Source organism: Serratia sp. A07 (genome assembly GCF_058725505.1).
In genome coordinates, this window is sequence record NZ_JBZXDO010000001.1 from 257,161 (window position 1) to 280,664 (window position 23,504).

The 23,504-nt window shown below is 62.6% G+C and carries 19 protein-coding genes; 14 read left to right on the forward strand and 5 right to left on the reverse strand.

Features of this window, described 5'->3' with window-relative positions; all coding sequences use genetic code 11:
* The first annotated feature begins 137 nt into the window (after nt 1-137).
* The 11 genes from tagH to AC4PR2_RS01360 all read left to right on the forward strand — a co-directional run bounded on the left by tagH (nt 138) and on the right by AC4PR2_RS01360 (nt 15,726).
* A complete protein-coding gene (gene tagH / locus AC4PR2_RS01310) occupies nt 138-1,874 on the forward strand; it encodes a type VI secretion system-associated FHA domain protein TagH (protein ID WP_443014404.1) in 1,737 nt (578 codons plus the stop codon).
* Nucleotides 1,874-2,647, forward strand: coding sequence for a PP2C family protein-serine/threonine phosphatase (locus tag AC4PR2_RS01315; RefSeq protein ID WP_492174835.1), 774 nt, complete (start codon nt 1,874-1,876; stop codon nt 2,645-2,647). The genes tagH and AC4PR2_RS01315 overlap by 1 nt, the downstream gene beginning before the upstream one ends.
* A gap of 28 nt (nt 2,648-2,675) precedes the next feature.
* On the forward strand, nt 2,676-3,662 hold the full coding sequence (locus AC4PR2_RS01320; RefSeq protein ID WP_492174836.1) for a type VI secretion system-associated protein: 987 nt from the start codon (nt 2,676-2,678) through the stop codon (nt 3,660-3,662).
* A 15-nt stretch (nt 3,663-3,677) separates the two neighbouring features.
* The gene (locus AC4PR2_RS01325) at nt 3,678-4,499 is read left to right on the forward strand and encodes a type VI secretion system accessory protein TagJ (RefSeq protein ID WP_072271002.1); all 822 of its coding nucleotides are present in this window, start codon (nt 3,678-3,680) and stop codon (nt 4,497-4,499) included.
* 2 nt (nt 4,500-4,501) lie between these two features.
* On the forward strand, nt 4,502-5,077 hold the full coding sequence (locus AC4PR2_RS01330) for a type VI secretion system baseplate subunit TssE (RefSeq protein WP_038876749.1): 576 nt from the start codon (nt 4,502-4,504) through the stop codon (nt 5,075-5,077).
* Between the two features lie 4 nt (nt 5,078-5,081).
* The gene (tssF, locus tag AC4PR2_RS01335) at nt 5,082-6,968 is read left to right on the forward strand and encodes a type VI secretion system baseplate subunit TssF (protein WP_102779168.1); all 1,887 of its coding nucleotides are present in this window, start codon (nt 5,082-5,084) and stop codon (nt 6,966-6,968) included.
* Nucleotides 6,965-8,035, forward strand: a complete 1,071-nt coding sequence (tssG, locus tag AC4PR2_RS01340; protein WP_048234377.1) for a type VI secretion system baseplate subunit TssG — start codon at nt 6,965-6,967, stop codon at nt 8,033-8,035. The genes tssF and tssG overlap by 4 nt, the downstream gene beginning before the upstream one ends.
* Before the next feature lie 56 nt (nt 8,036-8,091).
* The gene (gene tssH, locus AC4PR2_RS01345) at nt 8,092-10,746 is read left to right on the forward strand and encodes a type VI secretion system ATPase TssH (protein WP_492174837.1); all 2,655 of its coding nucleotides are present in this window, start codon (nt 8,092-8,094) and stop codon (nt 10,744-10,746) included.
* Between the two features lie 49 nt (nt 10,747-10,795).
* On the forward strand, nt 10,796-12,241 hold the full coding sequence (locus AC4PR2_RS01350) for a serine/threonine protein kinase (RefSeq protein ID WP_197795214.1): 1,446 nt from the start codon (nt 10,796-10,798) through the stop codon (nt 12,239-12,241).
* Nucleotides 12,242-12,384: 143 nt separating this feature from the next.
* Complete coding sequence (locus AC4PR2_RS01355; protein WP_197802875.1) at nt 12,385-14,970, forward strand: type VI secretion system Vgr family protein; 2,586 nt, start codon at nt 12,385-12,387, stop codon at nt 14,968-14,970.
* Nucleotides 14,971-14,973: 3 nt separating this feature from the next.
* Complete coding sequence (locus AC4PR2_RS01360; RefSeq protein WP_197802876.1) at nt 14,974-15,726, forward strand: Ivy family c-type lysozyme inhibitor; 753 nt, start codon at nt 14,974-14,976, stop codon at nt 15,724-15,726.
* Between the two features lie 166 nt (nt 15,727-15,892).
* Here AC4PR2_RS01360 and sbmC read toward each other — a convergent pair whose 3' ends face one another.
* From sbmC to rclC, 5 genes are all read right to left on the reverse strand, one after another.
* Complete coding sequence (gene sbmC, locus AC4PR2_RS01365) at nt 15,893-16,360, reverse strand: DNA gyrase inhibitor SbmC (RefSeq protein ID WP_060420699.1); 468 nt, start codon at nt 16,358-16,360, stop codon at nt 15,893-15,895.
* Between the two features lie 23 nt (nt 16,361-16,383).
* Nucleotides 16,384-17,226, reverse strand: a complete 843-nt coding sequence (gene kynA / locus AC4PR2_RS01370; protein ID WP_492174838.1) for a tryptophan 2,3-dioxygenase — start codon at nt 17,224-17,226, stop codon at nt 16,384-16,386.
* Nucleotides 17,227-17,373: 147 nt separating this feature from the next.
* The gene (gene rclA, locus AC4PR2_RS01375) at nt 17,374-18,711 is read right to left on the reverse strand and encodes a reactive chlorine resistance oxidoreductase RclA (RefSeq protein ID WP_337046606.1); all 1,338 of its coding nucleotides are present in this window, start codon (nt 18,709-18,711) and stop codon (nt 17,374-17,376) included.
* 37 nt (nt 18,712-18,748) lie between these two features.
* Entirely contained in the window at nt 18,749-19,132 is a 384-nt protein-coding gene (locus AC4PR2_RS01380) for a DUF302 domain-containing protein (RefSeq protein ID WP_330113589.1), read from the reverse strand.
* A 68-nt stretch (nt 19,133-19,200) separates the two neighbouring features.
* Nucleotides 19,201-19,773: a reactive chlorine resistance membrane protein RclC gene (rclC, locus tag AC4PR2_RS01385; RefSeq protein ID WP_197657866.1), complete on the reverse strand. Its 573-nt coding sequence runs from the start codon at nt 19,771-19,773 to the stop codon at nt 19,201-19,203.
* A gap of 137 nt (nt 19,774-19,910) precedes the next feature.
* Here rclC and AC4PR2_RS01390 point away from each other — a divergent pair, with 137 nt between their 5' ends.
* The 3 genes from AC4PR2_RS01390 to AC4PR2_RS01400 all read left to right on the forward strand — a co-directional run bounded on the left by AC4PR2_RS01390 (nt 19,911) and on the right by AC4PR2_RS01400 (nt 23,489).
* Entirely contained in the window at nt 19,911-20,786 is an 876-nt protein-coding gene (locus AC4PR2_RS01390; protein ID WP_070914622.1) for a cupin domain-containing protein, read from the forward strand.
* Between the two features lie 159 nt (nt 20,787-20,945).
* Nucleotides 20,946-21,983 (forward strand): LacI family DNA-binding transcriptional regulator, encoded by a 1,038-nt coding sequence (locus AC4PR2_RS01395; RefSeq protein ID WP_060420687.1) that lies wholly within the window; start codon nt 20,946-20,948, stop codon nt 21,981-21,983.
* Between the two features lie 270 nt (nt 21,984-22,253).
* Nucleotides 22,254-23,489 carry an MFS transporter gene (locus AC4PR2_RS01400; RefSeq protein WP_170310536.1) on the forward strand — a complete coding sequence of 412 codons (1,236 nt, stop codon included), beginning with the start codon at nt 22,254-22,256 and terminating at the stop codon, nt 23,487-23,489.
* The last annotated feature ends 15 nt before the right edge of the window (nt 23,490-23,504 follow it).

Consider the following 23,504-nt stretch of genomic DNA (forward strand, 5'->3'; position numbering starts at 1 on the left):
CACCTTTATCTACTTAACTCAACTACCAAAAAACACCTATTACAAAAAAGAAAAGAATAGAAGTTAGCCATCAGATTAGATGGCTAAATCAACATACGTCCAAAGCAGTCTACAATCCCTATCAGCAGGAATGCCTTATGCGATTTTCCATTGTAAAAAATAAAAGCGGCCAGGTTCCGCCGCAGAGCAGTTGCGATTTTCTGCCGCCGGGCGGCACCATCGGCCGCAGCGTGGACAACAACCTGGTGCTGCCGGACGAAGAGCGCGCCATTTCCCGCCTGCAGGCGATCGTGCATATTTCCGCTGACGGCGAATGCCGCATCACCAACCGCGGCAACGTTACCCGCGTGCTGCTGAACGACATTCCGCTGGAACGTGGCCGCCAGGTTGAACTGCAGGACGGCGACGTGCTCGGCATCGACGATTACCAGATTGAAGTCAGCGCGCTGCACCAGCACGCCGCGCCACAGGCTCAACCGGTGGCCAAGGCCGCCGCCGTTGCCGCTGCTGCGGCCCCAACAGCCGCCGCCAAAGAAAAATCCGCCGCGCCAATCCCCAACGAAATCTGGGACAGCCTGGTGGAAGAATTTACCCCGAATGCGCCGGCCGCCGTCACGCCGCCGCCGGTCGCCAATCCTGGCAACCACCCGCTGCTGGATACCCCCGCTCGCGAGCTGAACCCGGCCGATCCGCTGGCACAGCTGGCGGGCGATGTCGATCTGCGCCAGCTGCAGCAGCAGCAAACCGATCCGGCGGCGCTGTTCAACACCGACACCACCTTTGAGCGCGAACACATCCTGGCCGATACCACCCCCAGCGCGCTGCTGGCGGAGCAGGCTGCGCCAGCGCGGCCGGCAACCCCGGCTCAGAATGTGCAGCAACCGGAGCAAGAGCTGGATCCGCTGGCGCTGTTCGGCGGTTCATCAGCGCCCGCCTCGCCCGAGACGCTAAACAGCAACGATCCGCTGGGGCTGCTGATGGGCGGCGCCGTGCCGCTGGCTCAGCCGGACGAGCCGGTACAGCCGCCCGCGCCGCCGTCTCCGCCTCCGATAGCCGCACAACCGCAAGCGCCACGCCCAGAGCCGACGCCACCACCCGTGCAGACGCCTGAGCCACAGCCCCAACCCGTGCCGCAGTTCAACCAGCAGGAACCGCCTGCGCAGCCGCCGCGCCCGCGCCAGGGCAACCGCCTGGGCATCGATCCGGTCGCCTACCAGTCCGCTCAGCGGCAGCACGCCGCCGCGCCGAATGGCGACACCTTAGAGGGGCCGCTGCTGACGGCGCTGTTGCAAGGCATCGGCCTCGACGATCTGCAGCCGCAGCCGCACTTCGACGAACGGCAGATCCGCCAGGCCGGCCGCCTGCTGAGCCTGTTCTCGCAAGGCACCGTCGCCCTGCTTTCATCCCGCTCGATCCTCAAGCGCGGCGTGAAGGCCGAGATGACCATGATCCTCGACGAGGCCAACAACCCGTTCAAGCTGCTGCCTTCGGGCAAAACGGTGCTGATGCAGATGTTCGGCAGCCAGATGCCGGGCTTTATGCCGCCGGAGCAGGCGGTGCGCGATGCGCTGATCGACCTGCAGGCGCACCAGCTGGGGATGATCGCCGGCATCCGCGCCATCATCGCCGCCATGCTGCAGTCGTTCAACCCGGAGCGCCTCGAAGAGGAAGCGCGCAAGGAAGGCGTGGCGCCGCGTCTGTCGCTGCCCGCCAACCGCAAGGCTGCGCTGTGGGACTACTTCGTGAAGAACTATCAGCAAACCTCCGGCGAAATCGAGGACGATTTCCACACCCTGTTCGGCGAAGCCTTCCTGCACGCCTATGACGTTGAAGTGAATCAATACAAAGACTCACAGACCAAACCGGACGCGTAATGAATATCACCATAGCCTCTACCTCCAACCAGGGCGGCCGCGCCTCCAACCAGGATCAGACCGGCGAGGTGCTCGGCAACCGCGCCGCCTGCTTCGTGGTGTGCGACGGCATCGCCGGCTTTCCGGGCGGCGATATCGCCGCCAAACTGGCGCGCGACACTATTTTGCAAAACTTCGACGGCGAAAAGCACCTGAACGCCCAGAGCATTCGTCAGCACATCACGCGCGCCAACGCCGCCATCCACCAGCAGCAGCGGCAGTCGGACGAATACAGCAAGATGGGCACCACGCTGGTCAGCCTGTTTATCGATCGCGATTACCAGTTGGCCTACTGGGCGCACGCCGGCGACAGCCGCCTGTACCTGTTCCGCCGCGGCTACCTACATGCCGTCACCACCGACCACAGCCTGATCCAGCAGATGCAGGACGCCGGCTATCAGACCAACGGCATCAACAGCAACCTGCTGTATTTCGCGCTGGGGCTAAACGAAGAGCGCGACGCCACCTACAGCGACGTGCTGCAGCTGGAAGACGGCGACGTTTTCCTGCTGTGCACCGACGGCTTCTGGCACAGCTTCAGCCAGGCCGAACTGGAAAAGTCGCTGCACATGGTCAACTCCCCCAGCGAGTGGATCGCCCTGATGCAGCAGGCATGGAAGAAAAACAATAACAGCGATAACTACAGCGCTATCGCCGTCTGGATTGGCTCACCGCAGGAAACCACCCTGCTGCATTCGCTGGCGGATGCGGAACGGTTTCTGAGCCGCGACTGAGCAGCGCACATTCACAGCAAGGTTCACTATGAAATATTGGATGCCGGGGCTCGTCGCCCTGATGGCGGTACCGACCGCGCAGGCGATGAACTATCGCCTGGTTTACTCCCCCAGCCAGAAGCTGGAAGTGTTTATCGATGACGTCAACAACAGCAATCCCGAAAGCTGGTGCGGCAAGAGCATCCCGCTGCGCATCGTCTCGGCGCAAAGCCAAGATCCGGCGGTGCTGAACGACTTTCTGCCGCGCGTCGGCAATCTGTTGGAAAAACAGTGCCCGAAAGCCGGCCACCTGCCCTGGACGCTGACCGACAAGCGCGGTGAAAAGCTGGCCAGCGGCGAAGCCGCCAAAGCGCGCGGCTGGAAACCGGCGGTCAAACAGGAGGCCGTCGAGCAGCCGGAAACCCCGCCGCAGCCGGCGATCCCTGCGGCGGTAGCCGTGACCTCTCCGCAGGCGGACACCGCGCCGCCTCAGCGTTTCAACCTGCCGCAGGGCTGCCACTTCCGCACCTTCTGGCATGACGACGCCAACGGCGGCGCGCTGTTCATTCCCGCCGGCGACGCGCTGCGCTGCGGCGAGGACGGCTGGCTGCAGGGCAGCGGCGCAGTCACGCTGCAACAGGGCGGCCAAACCCTCTCGCCGACGTTGTGGTTCCTTCAGGGCTATCCGCTGGCGCAGATCAACGGCGGCGATCGCCCGCTGACCGTCGTCAGCGCCAACGCCCAACGGCTGGTTCTGGGCGGTAACCCGCAGGCGCCGGGCAGCTTCCTGCTGCTGAGCTTCGAACCGAAGCTGCACGCCTGGGCGTTCAACGGCGAAGCGATCGTTGAAATGCCGCGCGTCGATGCCGCCGACGAGAACAAGGTCAAACAGCGCCTGCAGCAGGCGCAAACCGCCTGGCAACCGCTGCTGAGCGCCCCCGCTCCGCTGACCTTCAAGCTGGTGGAAAAGCTGGCCGCAGACCGGGTCGATCCCGCCAGCGGCAGCTACCTGTCGGTTAACGGCGCCACTCACTGATCATAAGGAAAGCCTGTGAAATCATTAGCAAGCATGTTGCAAGGCCAGTCGATCGGCGCGGCCATCACCGCCGTCGAAAACGAGATCAAGGGAAAACCGGCGGATGCCGACCTGCGCGCCGCGCTGGTGCAACTGCTGTGCCTGAGCGGCAACTGGACGCGCGCCAACGCGCAGCTGAAATCCTGGCAGGCGCTGAAACCGATCGCCCAACCGACCACGCTGCTGCTGATGCAGTCGGTCAACGCCGAGCTGCAACGCCAGGCGGTGTTCGCCGGCACGGCCGCGCCGGCGCTGCTGCGGCAGGATCAGCCCTGGCTGAAACTGATGGTGCAGGCGCTGCATCAGGATGCGCAAGGCGCAGCCGAACAGGCCCAGGCGCTGCGTGACGAAGCGCTGGAGGCCGCCCCGGCCGGCGCCGGGCGGTTAACGCTGGCCGAAGGCGACCAAGAACGGCAGCTGAGTTTCGACTGGCTGACCGACGGTGACGGCCGCCTCGGGCCGGTGTGCGAGCTGGCGCTGAACGGCGTTTACTACTGGCTGCCGTTTGCCGACATCGCCGCGATCCAGTTCCAGGCGCCGCAGAGCGCCATCGATCTGGTGTGGAGCCACGCGCTGGTGCGCCTCACCGACGGCCGCGAACAGGTGTGCCAACTGCCCGCCCGTTATCCGCTGGCCGAAGGCAGCGACGACGCGCTGCTGCTCGGCAAACGCACCGAATGGCAACCGCTGGGCGACGGCACCCACTATGCGGGGCTGGGCCTGAAAACCTGGCTCAGCGAAAGCGACGAATTCCCGCTGCACAGCCTGCGGCAGCTGAGCTTCGACGCGAGCGCCTGAACATGAACGATAAGCGCCCACCCCACTACGACGGCGGCGATCTGCGCCGCCAGGGCTATCGCTATCGTCAGGACAGCGAGCGCCTGACGTCGCGCGACAAAATGCAGCCGGTGCTGCTCGACATGCTGACCGACGACGAACCGCAGAAAAAGCAGGAAGCACAGGTGCGCAACCTGGTGTCGCACAGCGAGCTGCGCCGCCGGGTGCTGCGCGATCTGCAGTGGCTGTTCAACTGCGTCAACAGCGAATCCAATCTGGATCTCGGCGACTTTCCGCAAGTGCGGCGCTCCACCCTGAATTACGGCATCGCCTCGCTGGCGGGCAAGCGCATGTCGGATATCGAATGGCTCGACATTCAGCGCGCGCTGACCGAGTCCATTCTCCATTTCGAACCGCGCATTTTGCCCGAGGGGCTGCAGGTGCGCTGCATCTCGGACACCGGCTCGCTGGAGCTGCACAACGTGCTGTCGATCGAAATCAAGGGCCGCCTGTGGTGCGTGCCCTATCCGCTGGAGTTTCTGTTCCGTACCGACGTGGATCTGGAAAACGGCCACTTCGATCTGAAAGACATAGGGTAAGGCGATGGACAGTAAACTTTTAGACTATTACAACCGCGAGCTGGCCTATCTGCGTGAGATGGGCGCCGAGTTCGCCGAACAGTACCCGAAGGTCGCGGGCCGTCTCGGCATGCGCGGCATCGACGTGGCGGATCCCTATATCGAGCGCCTGATGGAGGGCTTCGCCTTCCTCACCTCGCGCGTGCAGCTGAAAATGGACGCCGAGTTCCCGCGCTTTTCTCAGCGCTTGCTGGAGATCATCTACCCCAATTACCTGTCGCCGACGCCGTCGATGGCGATCGCCGAGCTGCAGCCGGACAGCAGCAAAGGCGACATCAGCAACGGCTTCGTGGTGCCGCGCGGCACCATGATGGACAGCCAGACGCTGAAGAAAAGCGGCATCACCTGCAGCTACACCACCGCCCATGACGTCACGCTGCAGCCGGTGCGCATCGCCGGCGTCGAGCTGGGCGGCATTCCGGCCGATATCCCGCTGGCCTCGCTGGGGCTGCAGCACAGCGGCTGCGTCAGCGCGCTGCGCATTCGTCTCGAGTGCTACGAAAGCGTGACGCTCAACAACCTGCAGCTGGACCAGTTGATGTTTTACCTGGCCGGGCCGGACATGCAGGCGCAGCAGCTGCTGGAACTGCTGATGCAGCACAGCGTCGGGCTTGTCTGCCAAACGGTGGAGGCGCAGCCGCAGCGGCGCGCGCTGGCGCTGGACGGGCTGCGGCAGGAGGGCTTCGCCGCCGATCAGGCGCTGCTGCCCAACGACCTGCGCAACTTCGAAGGCTACCGGCTGCTGCAGGAATATTTCGCCTTCCCGGCACGCTTCCAGTTCTTCAGCGTCAACGGCCTGCGCCCGCTGCTGCAAAGCGTGCGCGAAGGGAAAAAGGCGCTGCGCCAGTTCGAGATCGTGGTGCTGCTGGATCGGCACGACGCCGCGCTGGAACGGGTGGTCGACGCCGCCCATTTGGCGCTGCACTGCACGCCGGTGATCAACCTGTTTCCGAAGGTCGCCGAACGCATCGCGATCAACGAAAAAAACCACGAATACCATCTGGTGGTCGACAATATCCGGCCGCTGGATTACGAAGTGTTCTCGGTGCAGCGGCTCGGCGGCAGCGCCAGCGAAAAACGCTACGAGCAAGAGTTTCGGCCGTTTTACAGCACCCTGAGCGCGGACGACGGCAACTATGGCGCCTACTTCTCGCTGCGGCGCGAACAGCGCACGCTGTCGGAGCACGCCCGCCGCTACGGCACCCGCACCGGCTATGCCGGTTCGGAAGTGTTCGTGTCGCTGGTGGACGAGCGGCAATCGCCGTGGCACAGCGATCTGAAATACCTCACCGCCGACGTGCTGTGCACCAGCCGCGACCTGCCGTTGATGCTGCTGCAACAGGATCAGGGCAACTTCGTGATGCCCGATTCGATCCCGATCAAGCAGGTCTCGCTGCGCAAAGGCCCCACTCCGCCGCGCCCGGCGCTGGCCGAAGGCATGATCACCTGGCGGCTGATCAGCCAGCTGCAGCTGAACTACCTCAGCATGATGGACGGCGATCCGGAACAGGGCGCCGCCAGCCTGCGCCAGCTGATGGGGCTGTACGGTAACCTGAGCGAACCGGCGATCGCCAAACAGATCCAGGGCGTGCGCCACTGCAACCTGCGGCCGGTCTATCGGCGAGTGCCGGAGCCGGGCCCCATCGTGTTCGCGCGCGGCATCGCCATCGATCTGACGGTCGATGAGCAGGCGTTCTCCGGCAACAGCCCTTACCTACTCGGCAGCGTGCTGGAGCGCCTGTTCTCGCGCCTGGTAGCGATGAACACCTTCACCGAGATGACGCTCTCCAGCCAGCAGCGCGGCGAAATCGCCCACTGGCAGGCGCGCATGGGCAAAAGGACGCTGATATGAGCGCGGAGATGATTGCCACCGAACTGGCGCCGCCGCAGATCAACGCGCTGTATCGCCTGCCGGACGACTTCTGGCCGCGGCTGCGCAGCGCGCCTTACAAGCACGATCTGTTTCAGCTGCTGCGCCGTATCGACGCCCAGGGCGGCCAACCCTACCTGCTGGGGCGCGCGCCGCTGCCGCGTCACGAGATGCTGCGCCTGGGCCAGGAGCCGTCGCTGTCGTTCGCGCCCTCCACGCTGGCGCAGGTGGCGCCGCGCGCCAACAGCCCGCTTCACGACGTCTCGATCTTCAGCTTCGGCCTGTTCGGCCCCAACGGGCCGCTGCCGCTGCACCTGACCGAATACGTGCGCGAACGGGTGTACCACCATCAGGACACCACCCTGCTGGCGTTCACCAATCTGTTCCATCACCGGCTGACGCTGCTGTTTTACCGCGCCTGGGCCGACGCGCAGCCGACGGTGTCGCTGGATCGCCCGGACAACCGGCGCTTCGACGAATACCTGTCGAGCCTGATCGGCATCGGCCAGCCGGCGCAGCAGGAACGTGACAGCATCAACGCCCACGCCAAACATTTTATGGCCGGTCATCTGATTCGCCACAGCCGCGATCCGGAAGGCCTGAGCAAGATTTTGCAGCAGTATTTCAAGGTGCCGGTGCGCATCGTCGAGAACGTGCCGCACTGGCTGCGGGTGGAACCGCGCGAGCAGGCGCGGCTCAAGGCCGGGCGCGGTGCGCCGCGGCTCGGCGAGTCGGCCTTTCTCGGCATCGCGGTGCGCGATATTCAGCACAAATTCCGCATCGAGCTGGGGCCGATGCCGCAGCGGGACTATGACCGCTTCCTGCCCGGCGCCGACCTGTGCCGGCAGCTGCGCGACTGGGTGCGCCAATACCTGGGCATCGAGTTCGTCTGGGAAGTCCGTCTGATCCTGGCAAAGGAACAGGCGCACGGCCTCCAGCTCGGCGGCGCGCAACGATTGGGCCTGAGCAGCTGGCTGGCCGACGATCGGCGGCAACGCGATCTCGACGATCTGATCTTCAGCCCTGAACCGCTGGAAAATCCGTTCTGACCCTATTTCGGCCGGCGCCCTGCGGCGCCAGGCCACTCTGAGACCTGAGGAAAACCATGTCTGAAATCAGCCGCTCGGTATTATTTGGCAAACTGGATAGCCTGTTATTCACCTCTCTGGAAAGTGCGACGGCGTTTTGCAAGCTGCGCGGTAACCCCTACGTCGAACTGGCGCACTGGCTGCATCAGCTGATGCAATCGCCGGACGGCGATCTGCAGCAGATCGTCCGCCACTTCGCGCTGGACGAGGCGCAGCTGGCGCGCGACATCGTCGAGGCGCTCGACCGCCTGCCGCGCGGCGCCAGCGCCATCTCCGATCTGTCCGAGCACATCGACAGCGCGGTAGAACGCGCCTGGGTCTATGGCTCATTGAAATTCGGCGCGGCGCGCATCCGCGGCGGCCACCTGCTGCTCGGCATCCTGAAAACCTACAGCCTGCGCCATCTGCTGAAGGCCATTTCCCCGCAGTTCGAGCGCATCAACGCCGATCTGTTGATGGAACAGTTCGCCGCCATCACCGCTCACTCGGCGGAAAACGCCCAGGATGCGCCGGCGGAAAGCAGCGCCGAGAACGTATCCGGCGCGCCGCGCAGCGGTGAAAGCGTGCTGGCGCAGTATGCCCAGGACCTGACCGCCAAAGCGCGCAACGGCGAGATCGATCCGGTGGCCGGCCGCGACGAAGAGATCCGGCAAATCATCGATATCCTGATGCGCCGCCGCCAGAACAACCCGCTGCTGACCGGCGAGGCCGGCGTCGGGAAAACCGCGGTGGTGGAAGGCCTGGCGCTGCGCATCGTGGCCGGCGACGTGCCGCCGCAGCTGCGCGACGTGAAGCTGTGCCTGCTGGACATCGGCATGCTGCAGGCCGGCGCCGGCGTCAAAGGCGAGTTTGAAAAACGGCTGCAGGCGGTGATCGACGAAGTGCAGTCCAGCCCGACGCCGATCATCCTGTGTATCGACGAAATTCACACCCTGATCGGCGCCGGCGGCGCCCAGGGCACCGGCGACGCCGCCAACCTGCTGAAACCGGCGCTGGCGCGCGGCCAGCTGCGCACCCTCGGCGCCACCACCTGGTCGGAATACAAGAAATACATCGAGAAGGATCCGGCGCTCACCCGCCGTTTCCAGGTGGTCCAGGTACAGGAGCCGAGCGAAGACAAGGCGCTGCTGATGCTGCGCAGCACCGTCAGCCCGCTGGAGCAACACCACCACGTGCTGCTGCTGGATGAAGCGGTAGACGCCGCGGTGCGGCTGTCGCATCGCTATATTCCGGCCCGTCAGCTGCCGGACAAGGCGGTGGCGCTGCTGGATACCGCCTGCGCGCGCGTGGCGGTCAGCCAACACGCCGAGCCTGCCCAGGTCGAAGATTGCCGCCACCGCATCGATGCGCTGCAGATAGAGTTGGATATCGCCCGCCGCGAGGCCAAGGTGGGCATCGGCGATCCCCTGCGCCCGCAGGAGATTGAAGCCCAGCTGACCGCGCTGCGCCAGGAGTTGGAACAGTTGACCGACCGCTGGCAGCAGGAGCTGGCGCTGATCCAAGAGATCATCACACTGCGCGCCCAGCTGCACCGGCAGGAAGAAAAGTCTACTGAAGAAGAGACGCAGGCGCGCCCTGACGCCGACGCGCTGCGCGCCCAGCTGGGCGAACTGCAGCAGCAACTGAGCGCGCTGCAGGGTGAAGCGCCGCTGATCTTCGCCGCCGTTGACGCCAACATCGTGGCGGCGGTAGTGGCCGACTGGACCGGCATCCCGCTGGGACGCATGGTGAAAAACGAGATTGAGGCGGTGCTGCAACTCTCCGACACCCTGAACCAGCGCGTGATCGGCCAACGCCATGCGCTGGATCTGATCGCCCGCCGGGTGCGCACCTCACGGGCGCGGCTGGACGATCCGAACAAGCCGGTCGGGGTGTTCCTGCTGGCCGGGCCGTCCGGCGTCGGCAAGACCGAAACCGCGCTGGCGCTGGCGGAAACCCTGTACGGCGGCGAGCAGAACGTCATCACCATCAACATGAGCGAATTCCAGGAGTCGCACACCGTTTCGACGCTGAAAGGCGCGCCTCCCGGCTATGTCGGCTACGGCGAAGGCGGCGTGCTGACCGAGGCGGTGCGCCGCCGCCCCTACAGCGTGGTGCTGCTGGACGAAATCGAGAAGGCGCACCCGGACGTGCATGAAATCTTCTTCCAGGTGTTCGACAAGGGCTGGATGGAGGACGGCGAAGGCCGCCATATCGATTTCCGCAACACCATCATCATCCTGACCTCCAACGTCGGCACCGAGCTGATCGCCGGGCTGTGCAGCGATCCGGAGCTGCTGCCGGAGCCGGAAGCGCTGAGCGGCGCGCTGCGCCAGCCGCTGCTGTCGGTGTTCCCGGCCGCCTTGCTCGGCCGCCTGCTGGTGGTGCCGTATTACCCGCTGACCGACGCCACGCTGGGCAACATCGTGCGCCTGCAGCTGGGGCGCATCCAGCGTCGCCTGGCGGAGAATCACGACATCGTCTGCACCTTCGACGACGCGGTCATCGAGCAGATCGTCAGCCGCTGCACCGAGGTGGAGTCCGGCGGCCGCATGGTCGACGCCATCCTGACCAACACCCTGCTGCCGCAGATCAGCCACACCCTGCTGACCGGCAGCGCCAACGACCAGCGCTATCGCCAGCTGCATATCGCGCTGCAGAACCACGAATTCATTTGTCAATTTCAGGCATAACGCCGCGGCCGCCGAGACGGCGGCCCTTTGAACACAGAGAGTCATCACTATGTCGGGAACCGGGATAACCAAACCGAATTCGAACAGCCTGCCGAGCGGCTATCGGTTCAACGAATTCGAGATCCAGGAAGCGATCGGCGAAGGCGGCTTCGGCATCGTCTATCGCGCCTACGATCACCAACTGGAACGCACCATCGCTATCAAAGAGTACATGCCGACCTCGCTGGCGAAACGCAACGACGATCTCAGCATCGGGCTGCGCGGCGAGCGCTTCGGCAAAACCTTCCAGGCCGGGTTGAACAGCTTTATTCAGGAGGCGCGCCTGCTGGCCCGCTTCTCGCACCCCGGCCTGCTGCACGTGCTGCGCTTCTGGGAAGAAAACGGCACCGCCTACATGGGCACCCAGTTTTACAGCGGCACCACGCTGAAGAACCTGCAGGCGCAGCAGCCGGAGAAGATCGACGAGGCGTGGATCCGTCGGCTGCTGCCGCCGCTGTTCAGCGCCATCAACACCATCCATCAGGAAGGCTACCTGCACCGCGACATCTCGCTGGATAACATCCAAATTCAGGAGAGCCAGCTGCCGGTGCTGCTGGACTTCGGGTCGGCGCGCAAAGAGATCGGCAACCTGTCGGACGAAACGGAGATCATGCTCAAACCGGGCTTCGCGCCGATCGAGCAGTACACCGAGAACAGCGACGGCGAACAGGGGCCCTGGACCGATATCTACGCGCTGGGCGCCGTGCTGCACACGCTGATCGTCGGTTCGCCGCCGCCGGTCAGCGTGGTGCGCAGCATCGAAGACAGCTACCAGCCGCTGGCCGAGCGTCGCCCCGCCGGTTACTCGCCGGAGCTGCTGCGCACCGTCGACCGCGCGCTGGCGCTGAAGCCGGAAGACCGTCCGCAGACCATCGATGAAATGGCCGAGCTGTTGCAGCTGCCGATCGCCGATGAAAACGAAATCGTCAGCACCCCGGCCGCCGCGCCAGAGAACCTGCTGGTGGCCGCCAACCCGGCTGCCGCAGCAGCAGCAGCCGGCGCCGTTACCGCGCGCAGCACCCAATTCTCGCGGCCGATGATGGCCGGCGCCGGCGTCGCGGCGCTGCTGGTGATCGGCGCCGTCGCCTGGCTGAGCGGCGGCAAAGACGATGCCCAGGCCGTAGCGCAAAATACCGAGGCGTCACCGGCGCAGAAAACCCTGACGGAGCAGCCGAGCGCGCCGCAAACCGCGCCATCTGCGCCGGTGGAACCAGAAAAGGCGGCGCCGCCACCGCAGCCGGTGGCGCTGGTGTACTTCAAACTGCAGCCGGGCGAACAGGTCAGCCTCGACGGCAAGCCGCAGCAGGTAACGCCGGGTGAAAACGGCTTCGCCAGCCTGAATCTGGCGCCGGGCCGTTATCAGCTGGAGATCCGCCACAACGATCGGCTCCGCCAGCAGCAACTCAGCATCGACACCGCCGGCACCTGGCTGGTCAATCCGGCCACCGCCGGTTAATTCCGTTCTGAAGCCCCGCCGCGGCGGGGTTTCCCCTATTTCATGAGACTGACGCACCGCTGCCCACCCTCATTGGCCGCGCGGCAAGGCCGCTGCAACGCTGGGGTAAGCAGAACACGACGTCAATCACAGAGGACGTTCTCATGTTGGATCGCATTATTGCGCACACGCCGCTGGGCCAGGAGCAGCTGCTGTTCCGCTCACTGGACGGCATCGAAGCGCTTTCCACCCCTTTCGACTTCTCTATTGAATTGCTGAGCACCGACGCGCGGCTCGATCGCAAAGCGCTGCTCGGCCAACCGCTGACGCTGGAGATCCCGACTCAGGGCTTTCTCAGCGCCCCGCGCTACCTGAACGGCAAGATCACCGCCATCGCCGTCAGCAGCGAAGAGATCGGCGGCACCCGCTACGCGGTGTATAGCCTGCACGTGCAGCCGGATCTGTGGCCGATGACCAAGGATCGCAACTTCCGCATCTTCCAGGAACAGACGGTGCCGCAGATCGTCAAGACCCTGTTGGCGGAGCACAACGTGCAGCTGGAAGATCAGCTGACCGGCGACTATCGCCTGTGGGGCTACTGCGTGCAGTACAACGAAAGCAGCTTCAACTTCATCAGCCGCCTGATGGAGTTGGAGGGCATCTATTACTATTTCAAACACGAGATGGGCAAACACACGCTGGTGCTCGGGGATGCGCCCCACCACCACCAGCCCTATCCCGGCTACGAGATGATCCCCTATCACCTGACGCCGTCCGGTGGCAGCACCAGCGAGGAAGGCATCAGCCAGTGGACGTTGTCCGATCGCGTCACGCCGGGCATCTACAGCCTGGACGACTACGATTTCCGCAAGCCGAACGCCTGGCTGTTCCAGGCGCGGCAAAACCCGGTCTCGCCGACGCCGGGGCAGATTGACGTCTACGACTGGCCGGGCCGCTACACCGAGCATCAGCAGGGGGAGTTCTACGCCCGCGTGCGCCAGGAAGCCTGGCAGGCCGAACATCAGCAGATCCGGGGCACCGCCACCGCGCTGGGCATCGCTCCCGGCAGCACCTTTACGCTGTATAACGCCCCGCACGCCGACGACAACCGCGAGTACCTGACGCTGCAGGCCAACTACCATCTGAAAGAGAACCGCTATGCCAGCGGCGACGATCAAAGCAGCGAACACCGTATCGACTTCGTCGTGCTGCCGGCGGACGTGCCCTGGCACCCGCCGCAGCAGGCCACCTGGCCGAAAACCCACGGGCCGCAGACCGCCCGGGTGGTCGGCCCGGCCGGCGAATCGATTTGGACCGACAAATACGGCCGCATCAAGGTGAAATTCCACTGGGACCGCTTCGGGCCGAAGGACGACGGCAGCTCTTGCTGGGTGCGCGTCTCCAGCGCCTGGGCCGGCCAGGGCTACGGCGGCGTGCAGATCCCGCGCGTCAACGACGAAGTGGTGGTGGACTTTATCAACGGCGATCCCGATCGGCCGATCGTTACCGGGCGCGTTTATAACGAAGCCAGCATGCCGCCGTGGGCGCTGCCGGCCGCCGCCACCCAGATGGGCTTTATGAGCCGCACCAAGGACGGCACCGCCGACAACGCCAACGCCCTGCGCTTCGAAGACAAGGCCGGCGCCGAACAGGTGTGGATCCAGGCGGAACGCAACATGGACACCCAGGTCAAAAACGATGAGAGCCACACCATCGATAACGACCACACCCACCTGGTGGGCGGCAACCAGATCAAACGGGTGGTGCTCAATCAGGCCACCGGCGTCAAAGGCGATGCCTCCGCGCTGACCGGCAAAACCCGCAGCGACGCCGTGGTTAACGCCTTTACCCTCGGCTCCGGCGAATCGCTGCGGCTGGAATGCGGCGAAAGCGTGATCGAGCTGCTGGCGAACGGCCAAATCAACATCACCGGCACCAGCTTCAATATCACGGTGAAAGAGGACGGAGAGATCAATACCGGCGGCCAGCTGGATCTCAACCAGCCCGGCGGCGCCGCACGCACCGCCGCACCGGGCGGCGGCCATCAGGCGGCGATCCAGAGCGCCGTCGATCAGCTGTTCCCGAACGCGGAGGCGAGTGGTACGCCGGGAAAGCCGGATAACGCCGCCCCTCGGGCGGCGGCGACAGTACCGCCATCTATCACGCAGAATGCTCAATCGACAACAAAACCCGGTAGAATTGATAATCGGGTTGTTGAATCGGTCATGGCTTCTGAAGGGGGTGCTGGAGAACAAGGTGGACGGCGTGAGTTATACGGATTCAGACAAGGGAATGGCACTGCCTATGACAAGATCCTCGCGGCTCGTAACCAATATGGCCAAGGCAGCGCTGAAGAGTTTGAGGAAGTATCCAAAGCAATGAGTGCATCGGCGAAGTCTGCCGGGGCACTGAATTTTACCGATCCAGGAAAACAAGGGGCAATAACCTCATTGGCGCATATGCGTGGTTCATCTGGCGCACAAGCGATCCTGAACTCCATGGAATCCGGACGAATAGTTAAGGCTGATACCTTAACACCAGAGGCAATATCCAAAATTGAAAGCATGTCATCGGAAAACTTTCAGGATAATTTACTTAAAGCCCGGGTAGAATACGATAAAGCAATATATGGGAATACCATCACGACGCAGGGTGGTAAACAGTACAACTGGTGGGCCCGTTATGGTAATGGCCTGCAAAAGCGGTATGCCCGGGAAGCAGAAGAATTTTTAAAGTTATCAAGCGAGTGATTTATGTTCAAAAAGATCTTATTACCTGCATTATTTACTGTTTCTTTACTCTGTTCCATTGAATCCACAGCAGCGATAAACCTGTTGCAATATAACAAAATTAGCACAGTAAGCGGGCTTGTTAACGATAAAGCAGTCACTGACAGTCTCAAAAGCACACTGGGTCAGGACTATGAGAAATACATCAGCAATTTTGATGTTTTCGGTGAACCTCATTCAGTCCCTGGCGGGGGGTTATTTGCTGAAGGCTGGCTGAAGGATCTTTACCTGGAAAGTGCCTCTGCTTTGGTCATCAATCCCGATGGGAAAATTTATGCTGCCTGGGTTGTACCTGACTCTGATGTCATAAATTACAAATCTTCTGATAAAGATGCCCCCATGAATAAGGAGATTCAGCATTGGGCTGAACGCTTCAAAAACATGCAATTCGCCACAATCAACGAAAGAAAAAAGATGAGGGCGACAAAAGAATATTTTGATACGCAGTCATTCTCTATCAAACTCACGACCATTTGCTCCAGTAAAGGCGATTGTAATGATGCAACTTACTATGGAAAACGTAAAAAAGATGGCGCCGCTTTAACTTTACAGGGCAAAGCGACACGAGCTGATTGCAATACAGCCCCATGCCCAATCATTGGTTATGAATTTAAAAACGCCTCAACAACTTATATGCTCAGTAAAACTGATAACACCCTGACAGTCATAAAAGATGGTAAAATATTAATGAATCAGAAAGGGGAGTGGGTGAAATAGTCACCGAATAATCTCCAAGCAGTAAGATGGGCCTTGGCCGATATGTAAATACCGCCATCGGGATTATCCCCCATCTTTCCGCCGCTCCTTCATCGAACAGGAATGACAATCACAGGCTGAATCGGCACATACTATCGATTCAGCCTTCCTTCGCATCACCCCACCCTCACCACTTCTTCACCGTCTGGTAAATATCGAGGTCGAAATAGCCGTCGGCTTCGCAGTCGTTGAGATAGTGTTCGTAGCTCACCCCCTCAACCGGCTGGTAGCCGCTGGCCGGCAGCAGCTTCTGATAGAACTCGCCCCACACCCGCTCGAAGTCGCCATCGCTGATGCGCACGTGGTAAACCGCATACTGCCCGGCGGGCAGCGTCTGCACGGTAACGCCCTCGCTGCCCGCCGGCAGCGCAAAATCGTCCGCGACGCTTATCACCACGTCGGCGCGCAGCTTTTCCGGCGCCACTTCCGCCGGATCGTCCCAATACAGCACCAGCCATTTGCCGAACGGCACGCCGTGGCGCTGCCGCCATGCCAGCAGTTGCTGCGAGCCCTGCGGGATCGTCTGTGGATACGGCCCCACGACTCTGACCCCCACCACCTTCTCCGCCGCCTTATCGATAATCCTCACGCTCATCGCCCTTATCCTCCCACGTTATTTCAGGCGCCAATTTCGGTGCGCACGTCCAGCAACTCGGGGAAAAAGGTCAGGTCCAACGCCTTTTTCAGGAAGCTGACGCTGCTGGAACCGCCGGTGCCCGACTTAAAGCCGATGATCCGCTCCACCGTTTTCATATGGCGGAAGCGCCACAGGTGGAAACTCTCTTCGATATCCACCAGCTTCTCCGCCATTTCATAGGCTTCCCAGTAGGTTTGCGGGTTGTCGTAGATCACTTTGAACGCCGGCAGCAGATCCGGGTTGCGCTGGTAGGGCTGCGTCCAGTCGCGCTCGAGGCACTCCTGCGGGATCGGCAGGCCGTGGCGCGCCAGGTACAGCAAGTATTCGTCGTACAGGCTCGGCGCTTCCAGGATCGCCTTCAGCGCGGCGTGTTTTTCCGCATCGCTGCTGAACACCGCCAGCATCGCCGCATTCTTGTTGCCGAGCAGGAACTCGATCGAGCGGTATTGATGCGACTGGAAGCCCGACGAGCTGCCCAGTACGTCGCGAAACTCGACGTATTCCGACGGCGTCAGCGTTTCCAGCACCGCCCACTGTTCGAACAGCAGCCGTTGGATCTGTTTGACGCGCGCAAGGATTTTGAAGCAGTGGCTGAGTTTGTCCTGCTGCACCAGCCGCACCGCCGCTTGCAGCTCGTGCAGCATCAGCTTCATCCACAGTTCGGAGGTTTGGTGCTGTATCACGAACAGCATTTCGTCATGATGCGGCGGGTTGGAGAGCGGGTGCTGGCAGTCCAGCAGCGAGTCCAGGCACAGGTAGTCGCCGTAGCTCATGCGTTTGGAAAAATCGGTGACAATCGCGCTTTCTAATTCCCGTTTGTTCATCTGTGATCTCCGTTGCGCCCAGCGCCCCATCGGCCTGGAACGTGCCGCAAAGAGAAAACAATAGTACAGAACCCGCCGCCCCGAAGGGCGATAAACGAGAGGTGCTTCGCAGATCTCACTCATCTGCGCCGCCCCTCTCGCCCCGCTTTACCCTATCAACCCAAACAGATCGTTGAGCGACTCGCTCATGGTCGGATGGGTAAACAGCTGATCGCGCAGCCGGGTATAGGGCAGCCCGGCGTCCATCGCCGTTTTGACGATGTTGATCATCTCGTGGGCATCGCGGCACAGCAGCGCCACGCCGAGGATCTGGCCGGTCTGCGCATCGACCACCGCCTTCAGCAGGCCGCGCGTGTCGCCCAACACGCGGGCGCGCGGGATCGCCGCCGCCGGCAGCGTGGTGACCTTAATGTCGCGCCCCTGCTGCCGGGCCTGATCTTCGCTGAGGCCGATGCGCGAGAAGCTGGGTGTGATGAACACCGAGTAAGGCACTGCGCCGCGATCGGCCGTGCTGCGTTTACCCGCGCCGAACAGGCTGTCGCGCACAATGCGGAAATCGTCCAGCGAGATATAGGTAAACTGCGGCCCGCCGTTGACGTCCCCCAGCGCCCAGATATGCGGCACGCTGCTGCGCAGCTGCGCATCCACCCGCACGGCCCCGCGCTCATCCGTCTCAACTCCGGCGCGCGCCAGCTGCAAACCGGCGGTGTTCGGCACGCGCCCGGCCGCCACCAGCAGCGCATCGAACGACTGCACGCCGCCCTGATGCACCACCTCAACGCCCCCTTCCACATCGCGCACCTGCTTCACGCCGGCGTTAAACGTGAAGCTCACCCCGGCGTCGCTCAGGATTTGCTGTATCGCCTGCGCCATATCGCGGTCTTCCCGGCCGAGCAACGCGCTCGCCTCTTCGAATACCGTTACGGCGCTGCCGAACTGCGCGAACATCGAAGCGAACTCCAGCCCGATATAACCGCCGCCGATAATGCCCAACCGCGCGGGCCGCTGCGTCAACTGCAGCAAGCCGGTGCTGTCGTAACTCCGCTGCGAACGATCCAACCCGTCGATCGCCGGCCAGCGGCTGACGGCCCCGGTGTTGATGAAGATGCGCTCGCCGCTCAGCACCTGCGTTCCCGCCGCACCCTGCACGCTGATGCGGTGCGGATCGATAAACTCCGCCCGTCCGTCGATCACCGTGACCGGTTCAAGCCCCGCCAGGTTTTGGTAGTTTTTCTCCCGCAGCAGACCGGTCACCTGCCGCTTGCGCGCCATCGCCTGGCTGAACGCCTGTTCGCCCGGCCCGTGAAGCTCGGCATCGTGCACCAGCGTTTTGGTCGGGATGCAGCCGATGTTGATGCAGGTGCCGCCATACATCTGCGCCAACGCTTCCACCATCGCCACGCGCCATCCCTGCCCGGCCAGAAAGGCCGCCAGCGTTTTGCCGGCCTTGCCAAAACCGATGATAATCGCCTGATAATCGTACATTGTGTCGCCTCGTCTCGTGATGTTCATCGCCGGTCAATCAGCGTATTGCGGCCTCAACTAACCGCTCCAACGGCCTCAGCGCCGCGACCTGTCGTTCGTCGGCCCCGGTGCTCCGCTTCAGACTTTCCGCCGGGTGGTAGCTGACCTGCGTTTTGCCCCGTTCGTCTTGCGCAATCAGCACCCTGAACGGCAGATCCAGCGCCAACGCCGGCCGCGCCAGCATCAGCGGCGTGCCCGCCAGCGGGTTGCCCAGCACCAGCACCGTGGTGGGCGGCATCGTCAGATGATGCTCACGCGCCGCTCTCGCGTGATCGAACTCGGCAAACAGCGTCACGCCCTTCTGCTCGGCCGTGCTGATAATGCGCTGACGCGTTTCCTGATAAGCGTAGGCGCTCTCTACCGTTCGGGTTTCTTGCCCCATTGTCCCCTCCGCCACTGCAGAACAGGCCAGCAGCATCAGGCTGCCGGCCACGGCCCGGTTCATGACGCTCATGCGACCTTCCCCCGCCACTGTTTCTCGAGCACACTGCGCGCCGAATCCGCCATGATCATCACCGCACCCGCCAGCATCAGCGTGTCCTTCAGCACCAGGCGCCCGGCGCCGGAGAGATAAGGGAAGCCGTGATGCGCATCGCCCAGCGCGGGCACCCAGGCCTCCGGGGTGGTGATCAAAAAGGTCAGCGTCACCAGCGGCGTGCAAAAGGAGAGTATGCCGCCCAACAGCCCCAGCCATTTGGAGAACGGGTTGGCGAGCACCAGCAGCGCGATCGCCACCTCCACCACGCCCAGGCCGTTGGAGAAGCCATAGGTATTGTTGGCCTGCTGCCAGGCGCGGGCGGCGAGGTTCAGTTCGCCTTCGTGCGTCAGGTGCGCCTGATAGTCCTGCGGCATGTCATAGAAAAACGACATCAGCGGGCTGTTGGCGACGAACGGCGTGATGCTGTCCGCTTCGTAAGGGATGAATTTGAGCAGGCCAATCCATAAGAAGACGATGGCGATGCTGAGGCGAATCAGCGTTAATCCCAGCTTGTCGCCCTTGCTCAGAAAGAATAGTATTTTCATTACCGGCTCCATGTCATTGATAACTCATGCATCGCAGCGGCGCCCTCCGCATCGCTGCACTATCGAACCGATCTTAGTGCTTCGCATTACGCCGGCCCATTGCCGAAACAATCAGCTTCTTAGCCAGGAGTCTCAAAATGGATCCGCTCAGCCAACTGTTGATGCTTAACGACATGCGCGGTTACGTGGCGCGTGATTGCCATTTCAGCGGCGAGTGGCGCTCGCCGCATGCCGCCGGGGAGTGGAGTCAGATCCGCTGGCACATGGTGCTGGCGGGCAGCTGTCGGCTGGAGATCCCCGGCGGCCACCCGGTACCGCTGGAGCAAGGCAGCCTGCTGTTCTTGCCGCACAACTCCGCCCATCGCCTGCTGCCGGAGGGGGCCGACAGCGCCACGCACCTGCTGTGCGGCGTGCAAATCTTGCCGCACAGCGCATCGCCGCTGCTGGCGAGCCTGCCGGAATGTTTGCTGTTCAACAGCCGCCAACAGGGGCAGCTGGCGCTGCTGCAGGCGACCGGCCAGCTGCTGAGCGATGAGTTCAGCCAACAGGGCCAGGGGCACAACGCCATTGTCAGCCAGACCATGGCGCTGCTGTTCGCGCTGGCGATCCGCGCCTGGCTGGCCCAGCCGAATCAGAGCGGCAATCTGGTCGCCGCGTTGCTGCATCCGCAGTTGGGCAACGTGGTTGAACAGATGTTGCGCCGCCCGCAACACCCCTGGACGCTGGTGGAACTGAGCGAACGGGCCCATATGTCGCGCGCCAACTTCGCCCGCGTCTTTCGTCAGGTCACGCAGCAAACGCCGCTGCAGGCCCTCACCGCCATCCGCATGCAGCTGGCGGCCCGGCTGCTGGCGCGCCAGGCGTTGCCGCTGAGCCGTATCGCCGAACAGGCCGGCTACTCGTCGGAGGTGGCGCTGCATAAAGCCTTCACCCGCCACTTCGGCCTGACGCCGGGAAAATTCCGCCAGCAGGCCGCCGAGACACCGCCGGACGTTTGCCCCATCTCAGCATAACCTCCCGCCCCGCCTTACTGTTTAGTAAACAACGCGGCCGCCGCCTGACGATTCTCACAAATGCGCGATCCCATGCGCGCGGCGCCCCGGTTGCAGCTTGCCTGCGGCCGGCTTCCCTTATAGATTGCAGGCTAACGGCAGGCAGCAAGGTATCGGCAAATGGCAAATATTCGTGATGTCGCACGGTTGGCCGGCGTGTCCATCAGCAGCGTGTCGAACCTGCTGAATAACCGCAGCCACCAGATGAGCGCACAGACCCGTGAGCGCATCGAACAAGCGATGGCGACCCTGGGATACCGGCCGGCCCGGGCGGCGGCGGTGCCCGCACCGCAGGCCAAGATCATCGGCCTGCTGCTGCCGTCGATCGTCAACCCGAGCTTTTCGGCGCTGGCGCATGCGATCGACGGTGCGGCGCGGGCTCACCGCTACCGCGTCTTGCTCGGCAACGCCTACCGCCAGGAACAGGAAGAGGCCGCGTTTATCGACGATATGTTCCTGCATGGCGTGCGCGGCATCATCGTGGCGGCGAGCGACATTCGCCAGACCCATTTTGTCCGGGCCGCCGAGCGGGGCATGAAGATCGTCAGCTACGACAATCCGTTTCCCGAACGGGCAGCCATCGATACCCCGCTGTTCGACAGCGTATCGATGGACAATGTCGCCGCCGGGCGCCTGGCCGCGCAGCACCTGCTCGAACGCGGTTGCCGACACATCGTGTTCGCCACCGAAGCGACGCTCACCGTCGGGCGCAGCCACAAAATCGACGGTTTTCTAAGTGCGCTGGGGCACAGCCTGAGCGAACGCCAACGGGTGATCGAAGGTAAAGCCAACAGCGCCTACGGCGACACGGAAATGTTTGAATTGGGGCTGACGCTGGCGCCGCGCGTGCTCGCGCTGACGCCGCGCCCGGACGGTATCGTGGCGATTAACGATGCGCTGGGCATCGGGCTGATGGTGGGGGTGCGCGCCGCCGGCGTCCAGGTACCCGCAGACATCTCGGTGATCGGCATCGATAATATCGCGCTGGCCGGCCTGGCCGAACCGGGGCTGACGTCCGTCAGGCCGCCGCTGGCGGAGATGGCGCAGCTGATGGTCGAGCGCCTGATCGGCCGCATCAATAATGATGCGCAACCGCCCGGCGAGTTTCTCTTCCCGCCGACGGTCATCAGCCGGCGCTCGGTCAAAGCCGCCGGCTAACTGAAATAACAGCGTCTTCCCAGGCGATGCGTAGCGGCATCGTCCGGATCGGTGTCAGCCAAAAACAAAGGAAAAGGCCGTCGCGCTTAAGGGATGCCCGCGCCTCAATGAATCAGCGTCGTGCCGTTATTTAACGTTCAGCTCAGGGTTATGGGCCGGGCCTCTATTATTCCGATTAACCACATTGGAAATATCAAAATGAAAATAAGCAAGCCGCAGGATATTGAACGCAGCGCTATCAGGAAATTGACGCTGCATATTGTCCCCCTCATGATTTTATTGTATTTCCTGGCCTTTCTCGATCGCAATAACATGGCCTACGCCGCCAAAGCGCTGGAAGATAACCTGGGCCTGACCGCCTCGGCCTTCGGCTTCGCCTCCGGGATTTTCTTTATCGGGTATTTTCTGTTTGAAATACCCAGCAACGCCGGCACCATTAAATTCGGCCCGCGCATCTGGTTCGCCAGAATATTAATTTCCTGGGGCATCTTCGCGACCCTGCTCGGCTTTGTACGCACGCCGCTGGAGCTGTATATCTGCCGTTTTATGCTGGGCGTGTGCGAAGCCGGATTCTTTCCCTCGGTGGTGTATTACTTCACGGTGTTCTTCCCGGAAAAATACCGCACCAAAATTCTCGGCATGTTCATCATCGTCCAGCCGCTGTCCAACGCCGTCGGCTCGCCGATTTCCGGCTTTATTCTCAATATTCAGCATGATTGGTTCGGGTTCGCTCCCTGGCAGCTGCTGTTTATCCTCGAAGGGCTGCCGCCGATCGTCATCGGCCTGCTGATCCCGTTCCTGATCAAGAACTCGCCCAAGGACGTCGGCTATCTGAACGTGGAGGAAAAGGCCTGGCTGATGAGCAACGCCGGCCGCTCCAAATCCGGCTCTAAAATCACGCTGGGCGACTTCCTGAAAGGGATTAAAAACAAGAAATACCTGCTCTACGCACTGCTCAACTTCGGCATGGTGTGCGGCATTTATGGCTTCGGCACCTGGCTGCCGTCGATCATTACCGCCCTTTCCGGCAGCGATATCTTCCGCGTTAGCCTGCTGGCGCTCATTCCCTACGGACTGGCCGCGCTGCTGGTGTACCCGTGGAGCCTGTGGGCCAGCAAAACCAAAAAGCTTGGCGTGTTCGCCGGCCTCAGCATGGTGGTCGCCGCTATCGGCCTGATGGGGGCGGTGACATTTTTTAAATACGATCCGCTCGTCGCGCTGTCGTTCCTGTGCATCGCCGCCATCGGCATCTACACCGCCGTACCGCCGTTTTTATCCATGCCCGCCAACATTTCCACCGGCGCGGCCGCGGCCGCCGGGCTGGCGGTGGTCAGCTGCATCGGCAATATCGGCGGCTTCGTCGCGCCTTATGCGGTGGGCGTATTGAACGATCTGACCGGCAGCAGCGCGCCGGGGCTGTTTTTCCTGGCCTCGTGCCTGCTGGCCACCGGGTTGATCTGCATTTTCTACTGCGCGAAACAGCGTGAAGGCGTCATCAATGCTTAACGAACAATAAGGAGT